The 18,787-nt window shown below is 56.1% G+C and carries 13 protein-coding genes; 4 read left to right on the forward strand and 9 right to left on the reverse strand.

Going from position 1 to position 18,787, the window contains the following annotated elements; translation table 11 throughout:
* Nucleotides 1-84: 84 nt before the first annotated feature.
* Nucleotides 85-1,305, reverse strand: coding sequence for a beta-ketoacyl-ACP synthase I (gene fabB, locus QUE41_RS16420; RefSeq protein WP_286340072.1), 1,221 nt, complete (start codon nt 1,303-1,305; stop codon nt 85-87).
* A gap of 125 nt (nt 1,306-1,430) precedes the next feature.
* On the opposite strand from fabB, the gene mnmC reads away from it, so the two are divergent.
* The gene (gene mnmC / locus QUE41_RS16425) at nt 1,431-3,386 is read left to right on the forward strand and encodes a bifunctional tRNA (5-methylaminomethyl-2-thiouridine)(34)-methyltransferase MnmC2/FAD-dependent 5-carboxymethylaminomethyl-2-thiouridine(34) oxidoreductase MnmC1 (protein ID WP_286340073.1); all 1,956 of its coding nucleotides are present in this window, start codon (nt 1,431-1,433) and stop codon (nt 3,384-3,386) included.
* Between the two features lie 78 nt (nt 3,387-3,464).
* On the opposite strand, the gene QUE41_RS16430 is transcribed toward mnmC, so the two are convergent.
* The 7 genes from QUE41_RS16430 to prmB form a co-directional block, all read right to left on the reverse strand.
* Nucleotides 3,465-3,737, reverse strand: coding sequence for a YfcL family protein (locus QUE41_RS16430; protein WP_286340074.1), 273 nt, complete (start codon nt 3,735-3,737; stop codon nt 3,465-3,467).
* A 9-nt stretch (nt 3,738-3,746) separates the two neighbouring features.
* Complete coding sequence (locus QUE41_RS16435; RefSeq protein WP_286340075.1) at nt 3,747-4,859, reverse strand: ATP-NAD kinase family protein; 1,113 nt, start codon at nt 4,857-4,859, stop codon at nt 3,747-3,749.
* Between the two features lie 238 nt (nt 4,860-5,097).
* Nucleotides 5,098-5,625 carry an elongation factor P hydroxylase gene (locus QUE41_RS16440; RefSeq protein ID WP_353506855.1) on the reverse strand — a complete coding sequence of 176 codons (528 nt, stop codon included), beginning with the start codon at nt 5,623-5,625 and terminating at the stop codon, nt 5,098-5,100.
* Between the two features lies 1 nt (nt 5,626).
* Entirely contained in the window at nt 5,627-6,793 is a 1,167-nt protein-coding gene (locus QUE41_RS16445; RefSeq protein WP_286340076.1) for an MFS transporter, read from the reverse strand.
* Nucleotides 6,794-6,800: 7 nt separating this feature from the next.
* The gene (locus QUE41_RS16450; protein ID WP_286340077.1) at nt 6,801-8,006 is read right to left on the reverse strand and encodes an MFS transporter; all 1,206 of its coding nucleotides are present in this window, start codon (nt 8,004-8,006) and stop codon (nt 6,801-6,803) included.
* Nucleotides 8,003-9,103 (reverse strand): chorismate synthase, encoded by a 1,101-nt coding sequence (aroC, locus tag QUE41_RS16455; protein WP_286340078.1) that lies wholly within the window; start codon nt 9,101-9,103, stop codon nt 8,003-8,005. The genes QUE41_RS16450 and aroC overlap by 4 nt, the downstream gene beginning before the upstream one ends.
* Nucleotides 9,104-9,134: 31 nt before the next feature.
* On the reverse strand, nt 9,135-10,058 hold the full coding sequence (prmB, locus tag QUE41_RS16460; RefSeq protein WP_286340079.1) for a 50S ribosomal protein L3 N(5)-glutamine methyltransferase: 924 nt from the start codon (nt 10,056-10,058) through the stop codon (nt 9,135-9,137).
* Between the two features lie 101 nt (nt 10,059-10,159).
* Between prmB and smrB the strand changes: the two genes are divergently transcribed.
* The gene (gene smrB, locus QUE41_RS16465; RefSeq protein WP_286340080.1) at nt 10,160-10,690 is read left to right on the forward strand and encodes an endonuclease SmrB; all 531 of its coding nucleotides are present in this window, start codon (nt 10,160-10,162) and stop codon (nt 10,688-10,690) included.
* Here the strand turns inward: smrB and sixA are convergent.
* Complete coding sequence (sixA, locus tag QUE41_RS16470) at nt 10,664-11,137, reverse strand: phosphohistidine phosphatase SixA (protein WP_286340081.1); 474 nt, start codon at nt 11,135-11,137, stop codon at nt 10,664-10,666. The genes smrB and sixA overlap by 27 nt on opposite strands.
* A 358-nt stretch (nt 11,138-11,495) precedes the next feature.
* On the opposite strand from sixA, the gene QUE41_RS16475 reads away from it, so the two are divergent.
* Nucleotides 11,496-14,279, forward strand: a complete 2,784-nt coding sequence (locus QUE41_RS16475) for an insulinase family protein (RefSeq protein ID WP_286340082.1) — start codon at nt 11,496-11,498, stop codon at nt 14,277-14,279.
* Nucleotides 14,280-14,419: 140 nt separating this feature from the next.
* Entirely contained in the window at nt 14,420-18,703 is a 4,284-nt protein-coding gene (locus QUE41_RS16480) for an EAL domain-containing protein (protein WP_286340083.1), read from the forward strand.
* The last annotated feature ends 84 nt before the right edge of the window (nt 18,704-18,787 follow it).

Raw genomic sequence — 18,787 nt, forward strand, 5'->3', positions numbered from 1 at the left:
GGAATACAGGAGGGGGAGTGTATCAAAAGCGAAGCCGGGATTCAGTATCCCGGCTTCGTTGAGGCTTTTGGCAGCTAACGGGGATTAACCCTTGTACTTGCGCACAATCAGGGTGGCGTTGGTACCACCGAAGCCGAAGCTGTTGCTCATGAAGGTGTTCACAGGTTGCTCGCGGGTCTCGGCCACGATGTCCAGACCCTCGGCTTCGGGATCCAGGTTATCGATGTTGATGGAAGGCGCAATGAAGTCATTGTCCATCATCAGCAGGCTGTAGATCGCCTCGTGAACCCCTGCGGCGCCCAGGGCGTGACCGGTCATCGCCTTGGTGGCACTGATGGCCGGGCTGTTACTGCCAAACACTTCCTGGATGGCGCCCAGCTCCTTGGTGTCACCCACTGGCGTGGAAGTACCATGGGTGTTGATGTAATCGATGGACACATCGTCACCGGCCTGCTCCAGCGCCATCTTCATGCAGCGCACGGCGCCTTCGCCACTGGGGGCAACCATGTCGTAGCCGTCAGAGTTGGCACCATAGCCGACGATTTCGCCGTAGATCTTGGCACCACGGGCCAGAGCGTGCTCCAGCTCCTCAACCACAACCATGCCGCCACCGCCGGAGATAACAAAACCATCACGGTCAGCGTCGTAGGTACGGGACGCCTTGGTGGGGTCTTCATTGTACTTGGTGGACAGGGCGCCCATGCCGTCGAAGCCCATGGCCAGGGTCCAGTGCAGCTCTTCGGAGCCACCGGCAAACACGATGTCCTGCTTGCCCAGCTGAATCTGCTCAACCGCGTTACCGATGCAGTGCGCACTGGTGGCACAGGCGGAGCTGATGGAGTAGTTCACACCCTTAATCTTGAAGGGAGTGGCCAGGCAGGCGGAAGCGGTGGAAGACATGATGCGCGGCACCAGATAAGGACCCACACGGCGAACGCCCTTGCTGCGCAGCGTATCGGCAGCCTGCACCTGGTTCAGGGAGGAGGCACCGCCACAGCCGGCGATGATGCCGGTGCGCAGGTTGCTCACCTGATCCTCTTCGAGGCCAGCGTCGTCGATGGCTTCCTTCATGGCGATGTAGGCGTAGGCAGCAGCGTCACCCATAAAGCGCAGGGTCTTGCGGTCAACGTGCTCGGAGGTGTCGATCTTCAGATCGCCCCAAACGCGGCTACGCAGGCCCAGTTCCTCAAATTGTTCTGAGTAGCTCAGGCCACTCTTACCAGCCTTAAGGGAAGCTTTCACTTCCTCGGCGTTGTTGCCAATACTGGAAACGATGCCCAGTCCGGTAATTACAACTCGCTTCATCGTTGTATCCTGTGTATGAAGATCTTTAAACCGCCGTCATCTTAGCCTGTTTTACAAGCTGAACTGGTCGGCTTTCCCCCCTGGGGGTTAGAATGGCGTCTCAAACTGCAACAGTGAGTACCCCAGTGAATTCCATCAGCCACGCCAAACTGGATTGGCGCGACTCCGACACCCCGGTCTCCATCGAATTTGATGATGTTTACTTCTCCACCGTCGACGGCATCGACGAGACCCGATATGTATTTATGCAACATAACGGGTTTCCGGAGCGATTTACAGAGCACCCCCATGACACCTTGGTCGTGGCTGAAACCGGTTTCGGCACCGGCCTGAATCTGATGGTGCTGTGGCACAGCTTTCGTCAGTTTCGCCAGAACCACCCGGACGCCCCCTGCAAGCGGCTGCACTTTGTCACCATGGAGAAGTACCCGGTCACCGGGGCGGATCTGGCCAAAGCGCACCGTTACTGGCCGGAGTTTGCCGAGCAGAGCCGCCAGCTGAAAGCCGCCTACCCCATGCCGCTGCCGGGTTGCCACCGCATGGAGTTTGACCAGGGCCAGGTGGTGGTGGATCTGTGGCTGGGCGACGTCAACGAGTGCCTGGAGCAGATGCACGCACCGGCCGAGGGCGTAATGGACGTCTGGTTCCTCGATGGTTTTACCCCCAGCCGCAACCCCAAAATGTGGCAGGAACAGCTCTACCAGCAGATGGCCAGGCTCAGCCGCAAGGGGGCGAGCTACGCCACCTTTACCGCCGCCGGCCACGTGCGCAGGGGCCTGGAGAAGCATGGCTTCAGCGTAGTCAAGGATCAGGGGTATGGCATCAAACGTGAGATGATCTTTGGCCACTTCAATATAGAGAAACCGGAGGCAAGCACGCCACAGGAGGTGGCGGTTATCGGCGCCGGTGTGGCCGCTGCCCAAACCGCACTCAGCCTGGTGCAGCGGGGCATCAAGGTGACCCTCTACAGCCAGGGAGCCCAACCCGCCGATGGCGCCTCAGGCAACCGCCAGGGCGCCCTCTATCCCCTGATGAACCTGGCCGAGGATGGCCTCAGCGCCATCTACCAACAAGGGTTCCTGCTCGCCCGCCAGCGCCTGAACCGACTGGTGGAGGCTGGCCACAGCATCGACCATGACTGGTGCGGCGTGCTGCAGCTGAGCCAGAATGACAAGGATGCCGACAAGCTCAACCGCATCGGCAAAGCCACCTTCCCCTCCGAGCTGGTGCACCTGGTGGACCAACAGCAGGCCAGCCACATCGCCGATCTGCCCCTGGACCGGGGTGGGCTGTACTTCCCCTATGGTGGGTGGCTGGCGCCGGAGCAGCTGATCCCCGCCCTGTTTGAGCAGGCCCGGGAAACCGGGCTGCTGACCTGCCACTGGGATCGCCAGTTGCTCAGCCTAAACCGTGAAGCCGGGGAGTGGCAGCTTGATTTTGGCGAACCCCTCGCCCGCCACCCGCACCTGGTGATCTGCATGGGCCACGCCAGTGCCGATCTGCCCCAAACGGCCCCTTTACCCCTGCAGCCGGTCCGCGGCCAGATCAGTGCCCCTGTGGCCACTGATACCCTGTCCAAGCTGAAGACGGTGCTCTGTGCCGATGGCTATCTGGTGCCCGCCCTGGACGGCCGACTGACCAGCGGGGCCAGCTTCGTCAAGAACAGCCGGGATACTCAGTGGCACCATGACGACGTCGAGGAGATTGCCGCTCGCATGAGCAACAGCTTCGGCGGCAGCGACTGGCTGTCTCAGCTGCAGCTGGATGACAGCGGTCGCGCCGCCATTCGTGGCTCAGTACGGGACCACTTCCCCCTGATGGGGCCCCTGCCCGACTGGGACCGAGTCGCGTCAGAACCCCAGGCTTGGCGTCACCGGCCTCTGCCTGAACAGCCCGGCGTGCACCTGGTGTCCGGACTGGGATCCCGGGGATTGTGCAGCGGTGCCCTGATGGCCGAATCCGTGGTGTCACTGATCTGCGGAGAACCCCTGCCTCTGTCCAAGCAGCAGTTGCAGCGTCTGCGGCCGGGCCGCTTCTGGCAAAGGCGCATCAATAAGGGGCACCCGCCAGTCGCACAATAGCCCACAGCCAATCGGCTTTCAGACAGAAACAGAAGAGGCTCCCTGGGGAGCCTCTTCTGTTTCGGCGCACGACAGTGCCTAGTTCTCGGCCAGTCGCTCCAGCAATTGCAGCCAGGCGTTGCGCACCAGAGCCAAGTCTTCCGGGGCCAGTTCGCTGCTGGCGTCATCAAGGCGACTGCCCATATCCTGAGCCAGAGCCTCAAGCAGCCCCTGCTGACTCTCTTCCAGAGTGCTCAGGCTCAGAGCCAGGTGTCCCTGAAGGTAGCCACTGGCAAACACCTGATCGTCACTGCCCTGCTCCACCATCTCGGTCATCCACTGGTTCGCCAGCAGTTCAATTTGGTCTAACATCCACCCTTCCTACGCTAATGGGTACAACACTTCATCGTGATAACCGGTGATAACGGGGTACCAACCGGCCAGCTGGGCATCCAGCTCCGGGTCGCCAGTATCGGCGATCATCGGCCTTCCCTCAAGCGCTTCGAGCTTGGCTTTGGTGGCCAGCACCAGGATATTCTCCCGGCCTACGGCGCGAATCAGCTGAGGGCTCAGCTGCTGGTTACCCCGGCCAAACAGATGACCCTGGCCGCCGATCAGGGTCACCACCAGCTTGGTCGGCCGCCCTTGAACCTGTCGAAGAAGCTGATCTGCAGTCATATCCTGCCCCAACACCTGATCTTCATTAATCAGGTCGACCCCAAGCAGGGTGTTCTTCAGCCCCAGCTGTTCCATCACCGCGGCCACGGTAGAGCCTGAGCCCATGATGTACTGCCACTGATCATCCAGCCGCTCCTGAAACTCGGCACTGATGTCATCCAGCACCAGGGCTTCCACCTCGACGCCCCCCATCTTAACCGCCTGCACATAGTGCAGCGCCTGGGGAATGCGCATCTCGCCATAGTGGCGGGCCCGGACCTTGCCCAGGCGGAACGCCGCCTCGTCGATGTCCCTCACCTCCGCAAGCACCGTGGAGAGCAGCTCGCCGCGGATCATCTTGGCCACCACCTCACCACTGGCCTTGGGGGTAATGCCATAGACTCCGGAGTGGATTTTCACTCCTGCCGGTACGCCCAGCACAGGCTGACGGTCGTGCACCTGAGCACAGATGTCCCTGGCGGTGCCATCGCCTCCGGCAAACAGGATCAGGTCGACCCCTCTGTCCATCAGCGCCTGAGCCGTGAGTTTGGTGTCGGCATCCTTCGATGTCTCGCTGCATCTGTGCACCACGTCAGGGTGATAGCCCAGGCTCTCCAGCAGCGCCTGCCCCATGGCTCCTGAGGCGGTCAGGATCTCCACCTTGTCCCTGAGTGACTCAATCTGCTCCAGGGCGGTGGCCATTCTCAGGTGCGCCTTGGGCTCGGCGCCCAGGGCCAGTGCCTGTTCCGCCATTCCGTCGCTGCCCTTGAGGGCAACACTGCCCCCCAGACCCGCCAGCGGGTTGATGATCACCCCCAGTCTGAATTTTCTGTTCATCCTTGCCTTTAGGTTTGTTGATCTTTTCCGATGTTTTTTGGCCAACACTGGTTCTGGGTTCTCAGTGCCTGATGTTGACGCAAGATAGCTATGAACTCTGATGACTCGCCGCGCCCTGTGTGGCCCTCCCGGCCAGCACGACTCTGCGATTGTTCGATTTTGACGCAGAACCATTGGACCTGCAATCCAACGCCTCGATTGCTGGCGTTCATGCTCAACCAATGTTGAACCGGCAGCCTTAGAGGCTGAACTGCTCCGCCGCCAGGGGGGCGGTGCCGTACTCTCTGCCAAGGTCATAAATCAGAGCCTGGGCCCGCGGGGGAAAGCTCTGCTGCAGGTAGACAAGGGCTTGCTCTCTCACTCTGGCCTGAAATCCACAACGGTCCACTTCCGCGCCCCCGAGATTGTCCACGCTGACATTGAAGCGGCGGCCCGCAGCCAGATGAAATGCCCATTCGATGGCCTGAGGTTTGATTTCCACCGTCTCAAACGCCAGCTGCTGCGCTTCGCTGCGTCCATCCGGGTGATACCAGTAGCCGTAATCCAGCAGCTGGCGGCGAGCCTCTCCGGCCAGAGTCCAGTGCGCCAATTCATGAAGGGCACTGGCATAAAAACCGTGGGCAAAATAGATGCGGTGACAAGGGCAGTGTTGATCCGCAGGCAGATAGAGAGGCTCATTGCCCTGATCGATAATCCGGGTGTTATACCTTTTGCCCAGTCCCTGATTAAACAACTGAATCAGACGGTTGTTCTCTTTCCCTGTCACCTCAATGCATCATCCTGTTGTTGTAGTGCAGCGCCTTGGAGATCAAGGCAGCCAGCAACGCGGTCAACGCCAGTCCCATGGCCAGCCACCAGATCTGCTCAGGGTGACTCTGCCACAGATGGCCACTGATGTAGATGCCCAATGCCCCGCCGCCGCTGAAGGACAAACTGCGGTACAGCGCCTGAACCCGGCCCTGAACGCCCGCGCTGAACTCATGATGGATAAACTGCATGGCGCAGACATGGGCCAGGGAGAAACTGGCAGCATGCAGCAGGTTGGCTGGCAGTTGTCCCCAGGGGGAGTCCATCTCTGCGGTAAGCAGCCAACGCAGCAGCGCCAGCATACCACAGGCGATCATCAGCCAGTCGAGCGGCACCCGACGCAGCAACCTGGGAGTCAGGGCAAACAACCCGACCTCAGCCACCACTCCAGAGGCCACCAATACCCCGGCCAGGGTTTCATTGATTCCCAAGGATTGCAGGTAGAGCACATAGAAGCCGTAGAAGGGACCGTGACTGGCATTAAGGCAGAAAGCAAACAGCATGAACAGGGCGACTCTGGGCCAGTGGACTGCACCCCAGCTTCCTGGCACAGAGGACTGATGGGGGTCGTCTGGGCTTTTCAGTGGCAAGGCGACAAGCAGCATCAGCATCAACACGCCACACCCCATCCAGGGCATCAGGGCGACACTCCAATGCTCAAACAACCAGCCTGCCAGGGCAACCATCACCAAAAAGCCAAGGCTGCCCCAGGTACGAATCCTACTGTATAGCTCGACTCTGGGGTTGAGCGCCGTCAGCGTCAGCACCTCAAGCTGAGACAAGATGCTGCTCCAGCTGAAGCCAAACAGCAGCAGGGCGGCCGCGGTCCACCAGAACCCTTGGGCCAGCAACAAACCGGCAAACCCCAGCATCGACAACACCACACCCAGCTTGGTCATCAATGCCCGCTGACCGGGGCGATCCGCCAGTGTCGCCCAAAGATAGGGGGAAACCATGGCCATGGCCATCTGCGCCGCCATCAGGGTACCAATCTCTGGGGCGGAGAATCCCCGCAGCTGCAGAAACACCGCCATAAAAGGCACGGTCAGTGCCTGCATGGCAAAATAGAACAGGTAGTTTGCCGCCAGCAACTGCCGTTGTGGCTGCCAGAAACGGCTTTGATTCATGCTGACCCTAACTGGCTGCAGATTCGGTATCGGCGCTCTCCAGGGGCGCGGACTCAGCAACCCTTAGGTTATACCTGTACACCCGAGACAGGCCGGCCGCCAACAAAGAGACCAGGGCCAGAGCCATGGCCAGTTGCCAGACTCGCTCCGGTTGCTGCGCCCAAAGGTGGCCACTGAGGTAGATGCCCAGGGCACCACCACCGCTGAAGGCCAGGCTGCCATAGAGCGCCTGAACCCGCCCCTGAATCCCCGGGTGAAACTCATGATGGATAAACTGCATGGCGCAGGCGTGAGCCAGGGCAAAACTGGCAGCATGAAGAAGCTGGGCCGGCAACTGCCCCAGAGGCGTTGTCATCTGAGAGGTCATGAACCACCTCAGCAGGGCCAGCAGGGCGCAGGCAATCATCAATCTGTCCAGGGAGACCCGTCTGAGCAACCGGGGCATCAGGGCAAACAGGGCTACTTCGGCCAGAACGCCAGAGGCAACCAACAGACCGGCCACAGACTCGCCGATTCCCAGGGTCTGCAGATACAGCACGTAAAAACCATAATAGGCGCCATGGCTGGCGTTGAGGCTGAACGCGAACAGCAAGTAAAGCAGGACCTTGGGCCAGTGAACCCCATGCCAGTTACCTTTGGATACCTCTGCGGTTTCAGGGGTGCCATTGTTCAGTGCCAAAGTGAACCAGAACATGGTGGCCAGAACGGCCAACCCAATCCAGGGCAACAGCCCGGCATCCCACTGGTCAAATGCCCAGCCGGCGGCGATCACCATTGCCAGGTAGCCCACACTGCCCCAGCTGCGCACCTTGCTGTACAGCTCGGTGCGGGGTTTCAAGGAGGAGAGGGTCAGTACCTCCAGCTGAGCCAGTATGCCGCTCCAGCTGAAGCTGAAGGCCACCAGGGCCGCAGCGGTGGACCAGAAATCCTGGGCCAGAAACAGCCCGGAAAACCCCATCAGGGCCAGCGCCAGGCCGCACTTGGCAACCAAAGCCCGGCGACCGGTGGCGTCCGCCAGGGAGGCCCACAGATAAGGAGAGATCATGGCGGTGGCCATCTGCACCGCCATCAGGGTGCCAATCTCAGGAGCGTGGAATCCGCGAAGGTCGAGGTAGATCCCCATAAAGGGGACAGTCAGTCCCTGAATGGCGAAATAAAACAGGTAGTTGGCAGCCAACAGCTGACGCTGTGGCTGCCAGAATCCAGTGGTCATTTGGTTGTCATGGTCAGGGTGGGGGTGGAAACGGACACATCGGCATTCTGGGCACGATGACGCAGCAGATGATCCATCAGGGTGATCGCCATCATCGCTTCGGCGATGGGCACGGCACGAATCCCCACGCAAGGGTCATGACGGCCACGGGTCACCATCTCAGTGGGGTTGCCGTCGAGATCGATGCTCTTGCCCGGCACCATGATGGATGAGGTGGGTTTCAGCGCAAGGTGAGCCACCACTGGCTGACCGCTGCTGATGCCGCCCAATACACCACCGGCGTGGTTAGAGGTAAAGCCTTGTGGAGTCAGCTCATCCCTGTGCTCGCTGCCCCGCTGCTCAACCACATCGAAGCCGTCACCCATGGCCACCGCCTTCACCGCATTGATGCTCATCAGGCTGTGGGCCAGATCCGCATCCAGGCGATCGAAGATGGGCTCACCCAGTCCAACGGGCACACCGTTGGCCACAACAGTCACCTTGGCGCCGATGGAATCACCGCTCTTCTTCAGATCCCGCATAAACTGATCCAGGGCATCCAGCTTGGACTCATCGGGGAAGAAGAAGGGGTTTTGCTCCACCTGGGACAGGTCCACCCGCTCCGCCTTGACCGGGCCCAGTTGGGACAGGTAACCACGAATCTCAATGCCGTGGACCTGAGCCAGATATTTCTTGGCAATGGCACCGGCCGCCACCCGCATGGCGGTCTCCCGGGCGGAGCTGCGGCCTCCGCCGCGGTAATCGCGAATGCCATACTTGTGGTGATAGGTGTAATCCGCATGGCCGGGGCGGAATGTCTTGGCTATATCCGAGTAGTCTTTGGAGCGCTGATCCGTGTTCTGAATCAGCAATCCGATGGGGGTGCCCGTGGTCTTGCCCTCAAACACTCCGGACTGGATGGAGACCTCATCGGCCTCCCGTCGCGCCGTGGTGTATCGGGAACTTCCGGGTCGACGGCGGTCCAGATCATGTTGCAGATCCGCCTCGCTCAACTCAATGCCGGGGGGACAGCCATCCACAATGGCGCCCAGAGAAAGACCGTGACTCTCACCCCAGGTGGTCACAGTGAAAAGTTTACCTATCGTATTACCAGCCATTCCCCAGCGGCACTCCCTTATCTATTGATGACTACTTGAAGCTGTCTTGATGCTCCACCAACTGCTCTCGAGTGAGCACAAACACCCCGTCGCCGCCGTTTTCAAACTCAAGCCAGGTAAAGGGCACCTCTGACAGCTGCTCTGCCAGGGCGACCCAGGAGTTACCCACTTCCACCACCAGGACACCGTTGTCGTTCAGGTGATCCGCGGCTTCCCGCAGGATACGGCGAGTCAGATCCAGTCCATCGTTGCCCGATGCCAGACCCAGCTCGGGTTCGTGATGAAACTCCTCAGGCAAGTCAGCCATATCATCGGCGTCGACATAAGGGGGATTGGACACAATAAGATCATACTTCTGACCTGGCAAGGCATCGAAGCAATCCGACTGGATTGGGAATACGCTGTGCAGCATCCCATGACGCTCAATGTTGATTTGAGCCACGTCCAATGCGTCGGTGCTGATGTCTACCGCATCCACCTCGGCCTCAGGGAAGGCGTAGGCACATGCAATGGCAATGCAGCCGGAACCGGTGCACATATCCAGGACACGGTGCACAGGCTTGTTGTACATCCAGGGAGTGAAACCCTTGTCAATCAGCTCGGCGATGGGCGAACGTGGTACCAGCACCCGTTCGTCACAGAAGAACTCCAGGCCGGCAAACCAGGCGCTGTTGGTCAGGTAGGGCACCGGGGTGCGGTCCCGGACGCGACGGATCACCATCTCGGCGATCTTGTGCTTTTCACTGCTTGTGAGCCGGGCACGGCGCACCTCATTGCCCAGCTCCAGGGGCAGATGCAGGCAGTGCAGCACCAGGGCCACCGCCTCATCCCAGGGGTTGTCGGTGCCATGGCCATAATAGATGCCAGCGTCGTTGAAGCGGCTGACGGACCAGCGCAGCATATCTTCAATGGTCTGCAGTTCAGTCACTGCTTCGTCGATAAAAATCTTATCCACCAGGAAAACCCTAAACTTGAGGAAACCGGCACATTGTAACCCGCCCCATGACGGATTACGATTGCATCCTTTGTTCCTAGGGCGTGTTGAGCGGAGACATTATGAGCCAGGAGAAAGACGACCAGCTGTTTTCCGAATTGATGCAGGGAATCAAACCCCTCAGCCAGGATAAGCATCACCACAGGAAAACCGCCAAGTCCAGGGTGGTGGTTGAGGAGAAACAGCAGCGTCAGATGGCAGACACCTTCTTCTCTGACGAGTACCAACCTGCCATGCCGGACAGCGGACCAACCCGGTTCGTCCGCCAGGGGGCCGATCCCTTCGAATTAAAAAAGCTGCGCCGAGGCGATTACCCGCCGGAATTGATGCTGGACCTCCACGGGTATCGCGCCCAGGAGGCCAGATTTGAGCTCATCGCCCTTATCGAGGAGTGTAAGAAGCAGCACATCGACTGCGCCTGCATCATGCATGGCATAGGTGGTGGGGTGCTCAAACAGCAGGTGCCCGCCTGGCTGGCGCAGCATCCGGACGTCATCGCCTATCACCAGGCCCCTCTGGAATGGGGCGGAGACGGTTCGCTTTTAGTGCTGGTGGATATCGGCCAGTCAGAGGAGCACTGGCATCGACGGTGATTTGAGCCACTCCAGTTCGGCATCGGGCGCGCTTCGCACCGACGCCACCGCGGCGGTGGCAAACAAGGGGGGTTCAATGCCCGGAACAAACTCCCGGACCAGGTAGGCCAGAAGCGGCATATGCGCCACCGCCAGCACCCTCTCAGCGCCATGGGCCTCGGCATAGGCCGCAATCACATCGTGACTGAGAGCGGGATCGGCATTGGGCACCAGTTCGTCTAGGGTTTGCACCTGCACACCATCGGGCAAGACCGACTGCAGACAAATCCAGCTCTGCTGGGCTCGTACATAAGGGCTCACCAGCACCAGATCGCACAGGGCCAGTTCTTGGGCCAGCTTGGCTCCCATATGCATGACCTCCCTCTGACCGAGGTCTGTCAGGGTTCTCTGACTGTCTACCGAGGCATCAAACCCCGCTTCGCCGTGACGCATCAGATATAGCTGCATACTCACCCCAAAAATCACTCATCTTCCATGCGGAATCGTGGCTCCTGCCTACTGTGACCGGCGTTCTCAGTCCCGATTCTCATGACAGGTCAAGAGGGGCATTCTATAGAAAGCCCGCACCATTGTTAACTCTAACTCTCACCCTGGGCAAAAAGCGCCCACTCATCCAAAAAACCTACCCATAACAAAGTGATTCATTTTGGTTTTCCCTCAATAAAGGGTATAAGCTAACAAAAATGCCACGTTCGCAGTCAGCTTTAACTAGGCTTATCACTAATAGAACCAGCATGCGCATTGCCCTTGTTGTCTCCGGCGCAATACTTAAAGCACTGCGGTAGGCCCATAGGACTCAACATCAATGCCAGAACTGATCGTCAGCCCTAACGATAACAAGAAATACGCTCAGCTTACCCTAGACAATGGCCTAAGAGTCCTCCTTATTCAGGACCCGGCTGCCAATAAGTCTGCCGCAGCCATGGCAGTCAACGTCGGCCACTTCGATGATCCGGACGATCGGGAGGGAATGGCGCATTTCCTCGAACATATGTTGTTCCTGGGCACAGAAAAGTACCCCACTCCGGGGGATTACCAACGCTTCATCAGCAGGCATGGCGGCAGCCACAACGCCTGGACTGGCCCGGAGTTCACCTGCTACTTCTTCGACATCAACCACGACAGCTATGAAGAGGGGCTGGACAGATTCAGCCAGTTTTTCACCGCACCCCTGTTTGACGCCCATCTGGCGGACAAAGAGCGTCAATCTGTGGACTCCGAATTCAAGATGAAGCTCAGGGATGATGTCAGGCGCCTCTATCAGGTTCACAAGCAGACCGTCAATCCTGCCCACCCTTTCGCCAAGTTCTCCGTAGGCAATCTGCAGACCCTGGAGGACAGAGATGGCCGACCGGTCCGGGAAGAGTTACTGGAGTTCTATCGGCACCATTATTCCGCCAATCTCATGACCCTGGTGATGGTCAGCCTGGCCCCGCTGGAACTGCAGGAAGCCTGGGCCCGTGAGCGTTTTTCCCTGGTGGAAAACCGCAACATCACCAAGCAATATCCGAACATTGAACTCTATACCGATGAACAGCTGAATATCGAGGTCAGGGCCACCCCCCTCAAGGCCCAAAGGCGCCTCACCGCCACCTTCCCTCTGCCCGGTGTAGACCAGTGGTATCACCTCAAGCCCCTCACCTTCCTGGCCCATATGCTGGGCTATGAGGGGCGCGGAAGCCTGCTCTCCCTGCTGAAGCGCCGAGGACTGGCCACCAACCTGTCCGCCGGGGGAGGCATAAATGGCTATAACTTCAAAGATTTCAATATCAGCTTCCAGTTAACCGAAAAGGGAAGCAACGAACAGGACACCATACTGGGACTGATGTTTCAGTACATCGAGATGGTCAAGGAGCAGTGCCTTGAATCTTGGCGTTACGACGAACGCAAGACCCTGCTGGATCTGGCCTTTCGCTATCAGGAAGCCAGCAAGCCCATAGATCTGGCCAGTCACCTCGCCATCAATATGCATCACTACCCAGAGCATGACATCATCTATGGCGATTACCGCATGGACAGGCTGGACACCCAGCTGGCCAGGGATCTTTTGGGAGTGATGCATCCTGGCAGGCTGAGACTGCAACTGGTGCTCCCTGAGCTTGAAACCGATCGACTTGCCAAGTGGTACAGCACCCCTTACTCAGTCCACCCCATCACCAGTGAGCGGCGCGCCAGCTGGGCCGCAGTGCCTAAGTCCGAAGAACTCAGCCTTCCCGGGCCAAACCCCTACATCGTCAAAGAGATTCAGGCTCGACATGAAGAGCCCGACTCCTCCGTTCCTCAAGTTGTGTTTGAGAAAAAGGGGTTCCGGCTATGGCACTTCAAGGACAGCGAGTTCAACGTCCCCAAGGGGCACCTGTTCATCGCTCTGGACAGTGAGGAGGCCCACCGAACCACACGGGCTGCGGCGTTGACGCGCCTCTACATCGCCATGCTGCTCGATGACCTCAGCGAACGTACCTATGCCGCAGAGATTGCCGGACTCAGTTACAACATCTATCCCCATCAAGGGGGGCTGACTCTGCACCTCACAGGGTTCACCGGCAAACAGCAGGAGCTGCTCGGCCTGCTGCTGACCCAGATCAGAAAACCCAATTTCCTGCCGAGGCGATTTAACGACACCAAGGCACGGTTGATGCGCAACTGGCACGCGGTGAGGAACGCCCGCCCCATCTCCAAGTTGTTTAACAGCCTGACCGCCACCCTTCAGCACCGCAGTTTCGAGCCCCTGCGCCTGGCGGCCGGGCTGGAAACTGCCACTCTGGAGGAGCTCCATGAGCACATCAGCAATATCTATAGCCAGATCAGCATTGAGGCCTTTGTCTATGGGGACTGGCTGCGCGCCGAAGCGGACTCTCTGGCTGAAGATCTGCACAATCAGCTGATTAAATTCAGTTCACCCGGTCCCGACGTGGTGCGCGAGTTGGTGAGCATCGAGTCGCGGGGCACCATCTTGCGGGAGTTACCCGCTGAGCATCAGGACAGTGCCATCCTGGTTTACTACCAGTCCCGACAGCACACCCCCGAAAAAGCGGCCATGTTCAGCCTGCTGAACCATGCCATGAGTTCCAACTTCTTTCACGAGCTCAGAACCAAGCAGCAGTTGGGTTATATGGTGGGTACCAGCTATGTGCCACTCAATCACTATCCAGGACTGATGTTCTACATCCAGAGTCCTGTGGCCAGCCCGTTGCAACTCATCGAAGCCATCGATCAGTTTATCGCCGACTTCAGCTACGCCCTGATGCAAATTACCCATGACCAATGGCAGGCAACCAAGCAAGGTTTGATACGTCAGATTTTGGAGCCAGACGCCAATATCAACGCCAGGGCACAGAGGCTGTGGACCAGCATCGGCAACCACGACAACGACTTTGGATTGCGTCAGAGGATAGCTGAAGAAATAGATACCCTGGAGCGAGCCGACATGATCCGCTTCATCGTCAACCGTATGAAGGCCAAAGTGCCCGACCGGCTGATCCTTTTCAGTTGCGGAAACCAGCATCAGGGCCAGTCGGTGATAGAGGGATCCAGCAATATTGAAGATCTGAATCGATTTAAATCGGAAACCGGTCGCTTTTCTATTTAACAACAGATGCGCACGGAGGTCATGGCCATGGAGAAGGCCTTAAAACCCTTGCTTACAGATGCCCCCTGTTCATTCAGATTGGGTCATGCTAGGTTCGATACACTGCTCTTAGATAAGATAAATACATAATAAATACAGACATGACTTTAAAATCAGTTATTGCTCTGGGCCTCTCTTTGTTACTTTTGTCGCTCCCAACGAGAGCCGACTCACTGCAGCCCGAAACTAATTTCCAGCACCTCTCTACTGCGCAGGGCTTGAGCCAGTCAATTATTACCTCTATGGCTCAGGATAAAGCCGGCATGCTGTGGGTGGGAACCTTAGAAGGCCTCAATCGATTCGATGGTCATGAGTTCAAGACGATCCGTCACCAACCTGAGAACAGCAACAGCCTGAGTTCGAACACCATCCTGGACCTGATCTATCTGGAAAGCTCGGATAGCCTGGTTATTTCAACTCAGTCAGCTCTGGACCTTTACCATATTCCGAGTCAAAAATTTCAAACTATGCAGACTCCTGAAGGCGTGAAAATAAATAGCCTTTATCAAGAGGGAGAGGCCGTTTGGATCGCGACCAACGTGGGAATATTCAAGTTAAATATTGCCAACATGACGTTGGATAAAATTGTAGATGGAATAAATGCCGTTAAATTTATCCCCTACCAGGAAGGTGGCATTGCCTTATTGTACAACGGCTCGCTAATCAATGCGGAAACATCATTAACCCTTCCTTCTCAAGGGTCATATTCAGACATTGACAAATCCAACGAGAACTTATTTCTTCTTGGTAAAGACAGTATACAGGTACTCAGCCAGAACAACTCAATAGAAGTTCCAGTACCGGAAAACCAACCGTTTCAAAAACTGAAATACAATAGGCATGACAATAGTGTATATGCAGCCTCTCAAAGTGGCATCTTCTCCTTCGACCTGAATAAAACAGACTCAAAAGGCAGGTACTACTCCAATAGTAGCAACACAAAACCAATCACTTCAATTTATTTTGACAGTGACAATAACTTGCTCTTTGGAACCAATGGCAATGGAATATTCAGAAAAAGCAGCAAAGAAAAAGTTGTTGAAAAACTCTCCAGTTTAGATCTAACCGATATTTGGGGCGCTCAACAATTTGGCAACTTCTTAGTGCTTGTGGAAGATGACCCCATTCTCAATCTATATGACCATTCTTTTTCTTTAGCAAAGAGTATAGATACAGGATTATCCGGTCCGAAAGGAATCAGCACATATGGCGATAAGTTACTGATCAGTGGTAAAAACAAAGTATTGGTCATCAGCGAAGATCTTAGCCAAACAGCTCTGCATCATCCAGCCACCTTCAGTGCTATTATCCCTGACCCATACTCAGGAACAGTATACTTGGGGACCGTAGAACACGGACTAATGGTTTTAAAAGATATCAATGGTGAACCTCAGATTAATAAGGCCCCTGTTGACAGAAGAATCAATATGCCCATACTAAATGGCCTGGCGACAAAGCAAGCGCTATTTATTGGCACCCAAAGCGGTGCAATACAACTGACAAAACTTGATGAGACTCTTATAAGAAATGGTGAGTTCCTTAAAGGAAAAATTGTATCTGGCGTAAAACACTCGGAAGGCAAGATTCTCGCACAAGCTCTAGATAGTGGCATTTTTCAGATATTTAGTAACGGAGACATCAAACAGATCAGCAATCTCAACAACCACATTGCTTATTCATTTGAAGTTACTGAAGACAGGATTATCAGTGCAACCTCTGGCGGCTTGGTTGTGCTAGAAAAGAACAGTGGCGAAATTCTAAAAGTTTTTGGGACCAAACAGGGATCCCTAAATGACTTCAATGGAATGGCGTCAGGAAAATATGAAGACAACATAATTTTTGGCGGAAGCGAAGGCATCAACCTTGTTTCTGACTTCAATAAATACCGAGAGTCAAGAATTTCTCCAGTATTGACATCTTTTAGGATTTTTAATAAAGACGTCCATATTGGACCTAATTTAGAGCAGGCAATTCCTTACGCAACTTCTGTAAATCTAAAATACAGTGACTACCCCTTCTCCTTTGCGTTCTCGTCTCCCAGAGAAGCGTTGGACCACGACCTCCAGTACTTCTATCGGCTTCAGGGGTTGGATGATCACTGGCTGGAAGCCAACGGCAACGCCAGGGTGGCCACCTACACCAATGTGCCCTATGGCAAGTATACCTTTGAGGTAAAGAGCTCAGATGAGCTGGGTCATGAGAGCCCGGTGCGCAGCCTGGAGGTAGTAATTCTGCCACCATGGTGGCTGTCCAACGTTGCCAAGGGTCTGTACGCCCTACTCATTCTGGCCATGATCTATCTGGCATTGCGCTCCATCCAGCAGCGACGCATGGTGCAGCTGCGCATTGCTCAGAGTGAAGAGCGCCTCAAGCTCTCTTTGTGGGGCAGCGGTGACGAGATGTGGGACTGGGACATCCGCTCTGGACGAATCTATCGCTCCAACATCTGGGGTACCCTGGATTTCCCGCAGGATGGCCAACGCAGCACCCCAACAGACAATGGCAACATCCACCCCAATGACAGAGACAGGGTCAAGAAGGCTCTGGATGCGCACTTTAACGGCAAGCTTGATCACTTCGAAGCCACCTACAGGGTCAGAGACAAGCAGCACAACTGGGTGTGGATCCTTGACCGGGCCAAAATCGTTGAGCGGGACGGAGAGGATAAACCCACCCGTATGACGGGAACCATTAAAGACATCAGCAAGCTCAAGGAAGCCGAGGAGAGGCTGACCATCTTTGCCCGGGCACTGACCAACATCTCAGAGGGGATGTTCATCCTCGATGCCAACTTCCGCTATCTGGAGCTAAACGACAGCGCCTGCAAGATTCTGGGTCACGAGCGCCGTGACCTGACAGGCAGTCCTCTGGAACTGGGAGAGCTGGATGCGAGCTACTTCCAGGAGATCTCCAACATCGTGAAAATTCAGGGCAACTGGGCCTCAGAGCTGGAACACCTTAGGCCCGACGGTCGCCACATCCACCTCGATGTGGTCATTGACCTGATCAAAGCAGAAGACAATCAGCCCAGTTACTTTGTTGGCATTCTGACGGACATCACTCACAGGAAGCAAAACGAAACAGAGCTCAGGCGCCTGACCAACAACGATGTTCTGACCGGCCTGCCCAATCGCACCTACTTGCAGATTAGCCTGGATGCCAGGATCAAGCGGGAAAATGCCCACTGCCTCTTTGTGTTTGATCTGGATAACTTTAAACGTATCAATGAGACTCTTGGGCACGATGTTGGTGACAGCCTTCTTTGCCACGTAGCCAATCGACTCAACTCTCAGCTGACCAACGAGTGCGAGCTCTATCGGTTGGGCGGGGATGAGTTCGCGGTCATCGCTGACAATGACTCCTCCATTAAAAATGCCACTAAGATTGCGACCCGCATCCTGGAAACCTTCGAACAACCCTTCCTGATTGAGGAGGAGGAGATCGTCGTCAAGGCCAGTATCGGCATTGTCAGCTACCCGGAAGATGACTCAGATCCCCACGCTTTGCTGAGAAAAGCCGACCTGGCCATGTACCATGCCAAAAGCCAGGGGGGACAGTGCTTCCAGTTCTTCAACGACTTTATGAATCAGGATGCAGTGCGGCGCTTTGAAGTTGAAGCAATGATTCGCCAGGCACTGAAGGAGAACTGGTTTGAGTTGCACTACCAACCCAAGATGGCCCTGGCCAATGAGTCCATCTTTGGTATGGAAGCGCTGGTTCGGCTTAACCACCCTACCCAGGGACTGCTCTATCCCGATAAGTTCATCTCCCTGGCGGAAGAGACCGGCCTGATTGCCGAAATTGACACCTGGGTTCTGAAAAAGGCCTGTGAAACCGCACAGCAATGGCGCCAACAGGGACTGCTTAAGGGCCGCATGGCGGTCAATATCTCCAGCCAGCAGTTCGCCTCCAAAGAACTGTGCCAGCGCCTGGAAAACATCCTGGAAGAGACGGGACTGCCACCAGAATGCCTGGAGCTGGAGATCACCGAGGGAACCGTCATTGAGAGACCGGACGAAGCGATCTCTATTATGCGCGAGCTGAACCAGATGCGTATTCACCTGGCCCTGGATGATTTCGGAACCGGATATTCTTCATTATCTTATCTGAAGAAGTTCCCCATCCACACGCTCAAGATAGATAAGTCCTTCATCGATGATATTGCCGTCTCAGATAAGGATATGAAGATGGTGGACTCCATTGTCACCATCGCTCACAACATGAATCTGCAAGTGGTCGCCGAAGGGATAGAAAATCTATCGCAACTTACTGTTTTGAAAGCTCTTAAATGCGAATTGATTCAAGGCTATCATTTCAGCAAGCCCCTCAAAAAAATGGATATAGAACAAAGACTTAAAAATGAGAAAGAAAAGTTAATGGCGTGATCTAGAAAAGTTACCACCATTTCAACTTTGGCACGCCCATTGCTGAGTCCTTGCCGACTAATTTTTATTTTCGGCAAGGACAAA

The organism is Ferrimonas sp. YFM, from assembly GCF_030296015.1.
Lineage (GTDB): Bacteria > Pseudomonadota > Gammaproteobacteria > Enterobacterales > Shewanellaceae > Ferrimonas.

Coding starts and splice junctions, on each gene's coding strand:
- fabB (WP_286340072.1), bottom strand. CDS start 1,305: ATGAAGCGAGTTGTAATTACCGGACTGGGCATCGTTTCCAGTATTGGC.
- QUE41_RS16430 (WP_286340074.1), bottom strand. CDS start 3,737: ATGTTAGACCAAATTGAACTGCTGGCGAACCAGTGGATGACCGAGATG.
- QUE41_RS16435 (WP_286340075.1), bottom strand. CDS start 4,859: ATGAACAGAAAATTCAGACTGGGGGTGATCATCAACCCGCTGGCGGGT.
- QUE41_RS16445 (WP_286340076.1), bottom strand. CDS start 6,793: ATGAATCAAAGCCGTTTCTGGCAGCCACAACGGCAGTTGCTGGCGGCA.
- QUE41_RS16450 (WP_286340077.1), bottom strand. CDS start 8,006: ATGACCACTGGATTCTGGCAGCCACAGCGTCAGCTGTTGGCTGCCAAC.
- aroC (WP_286340078.1), bottom strand. CDS start 9,103: ATGGCTGGTAATACGATAGGTAAACTTTTCACTGTGACCACCTGGGGT.
- smrB (WP_286340080.1), top strand. CDS start 10,160: ATGAGCCAGGAGAAAGACGACCAGCTGTTTTCCGAATTGATGCAGGGA.
- sixA (WP_286340081.1), bottom strand. CDS start 11,137: ATGCAGCTATATCTGATGCGTCACGGCGAAGCGGGGTTTGATGCCTCG.
- QUE41_RS16475 (WP_286340082.1), top strand. CDS start 11,496: ATGCCAGAACTGATCGTCAGCCCTAACGATAACAAGAAATACGCTCAG.
- QUE41_RS16480 (WP_286340083.1), top strand. CDS start 14,420: ATGACTTTAAAATCAGTTATTGCTCTGGGCCTCTCTTTGTTACTTTTG.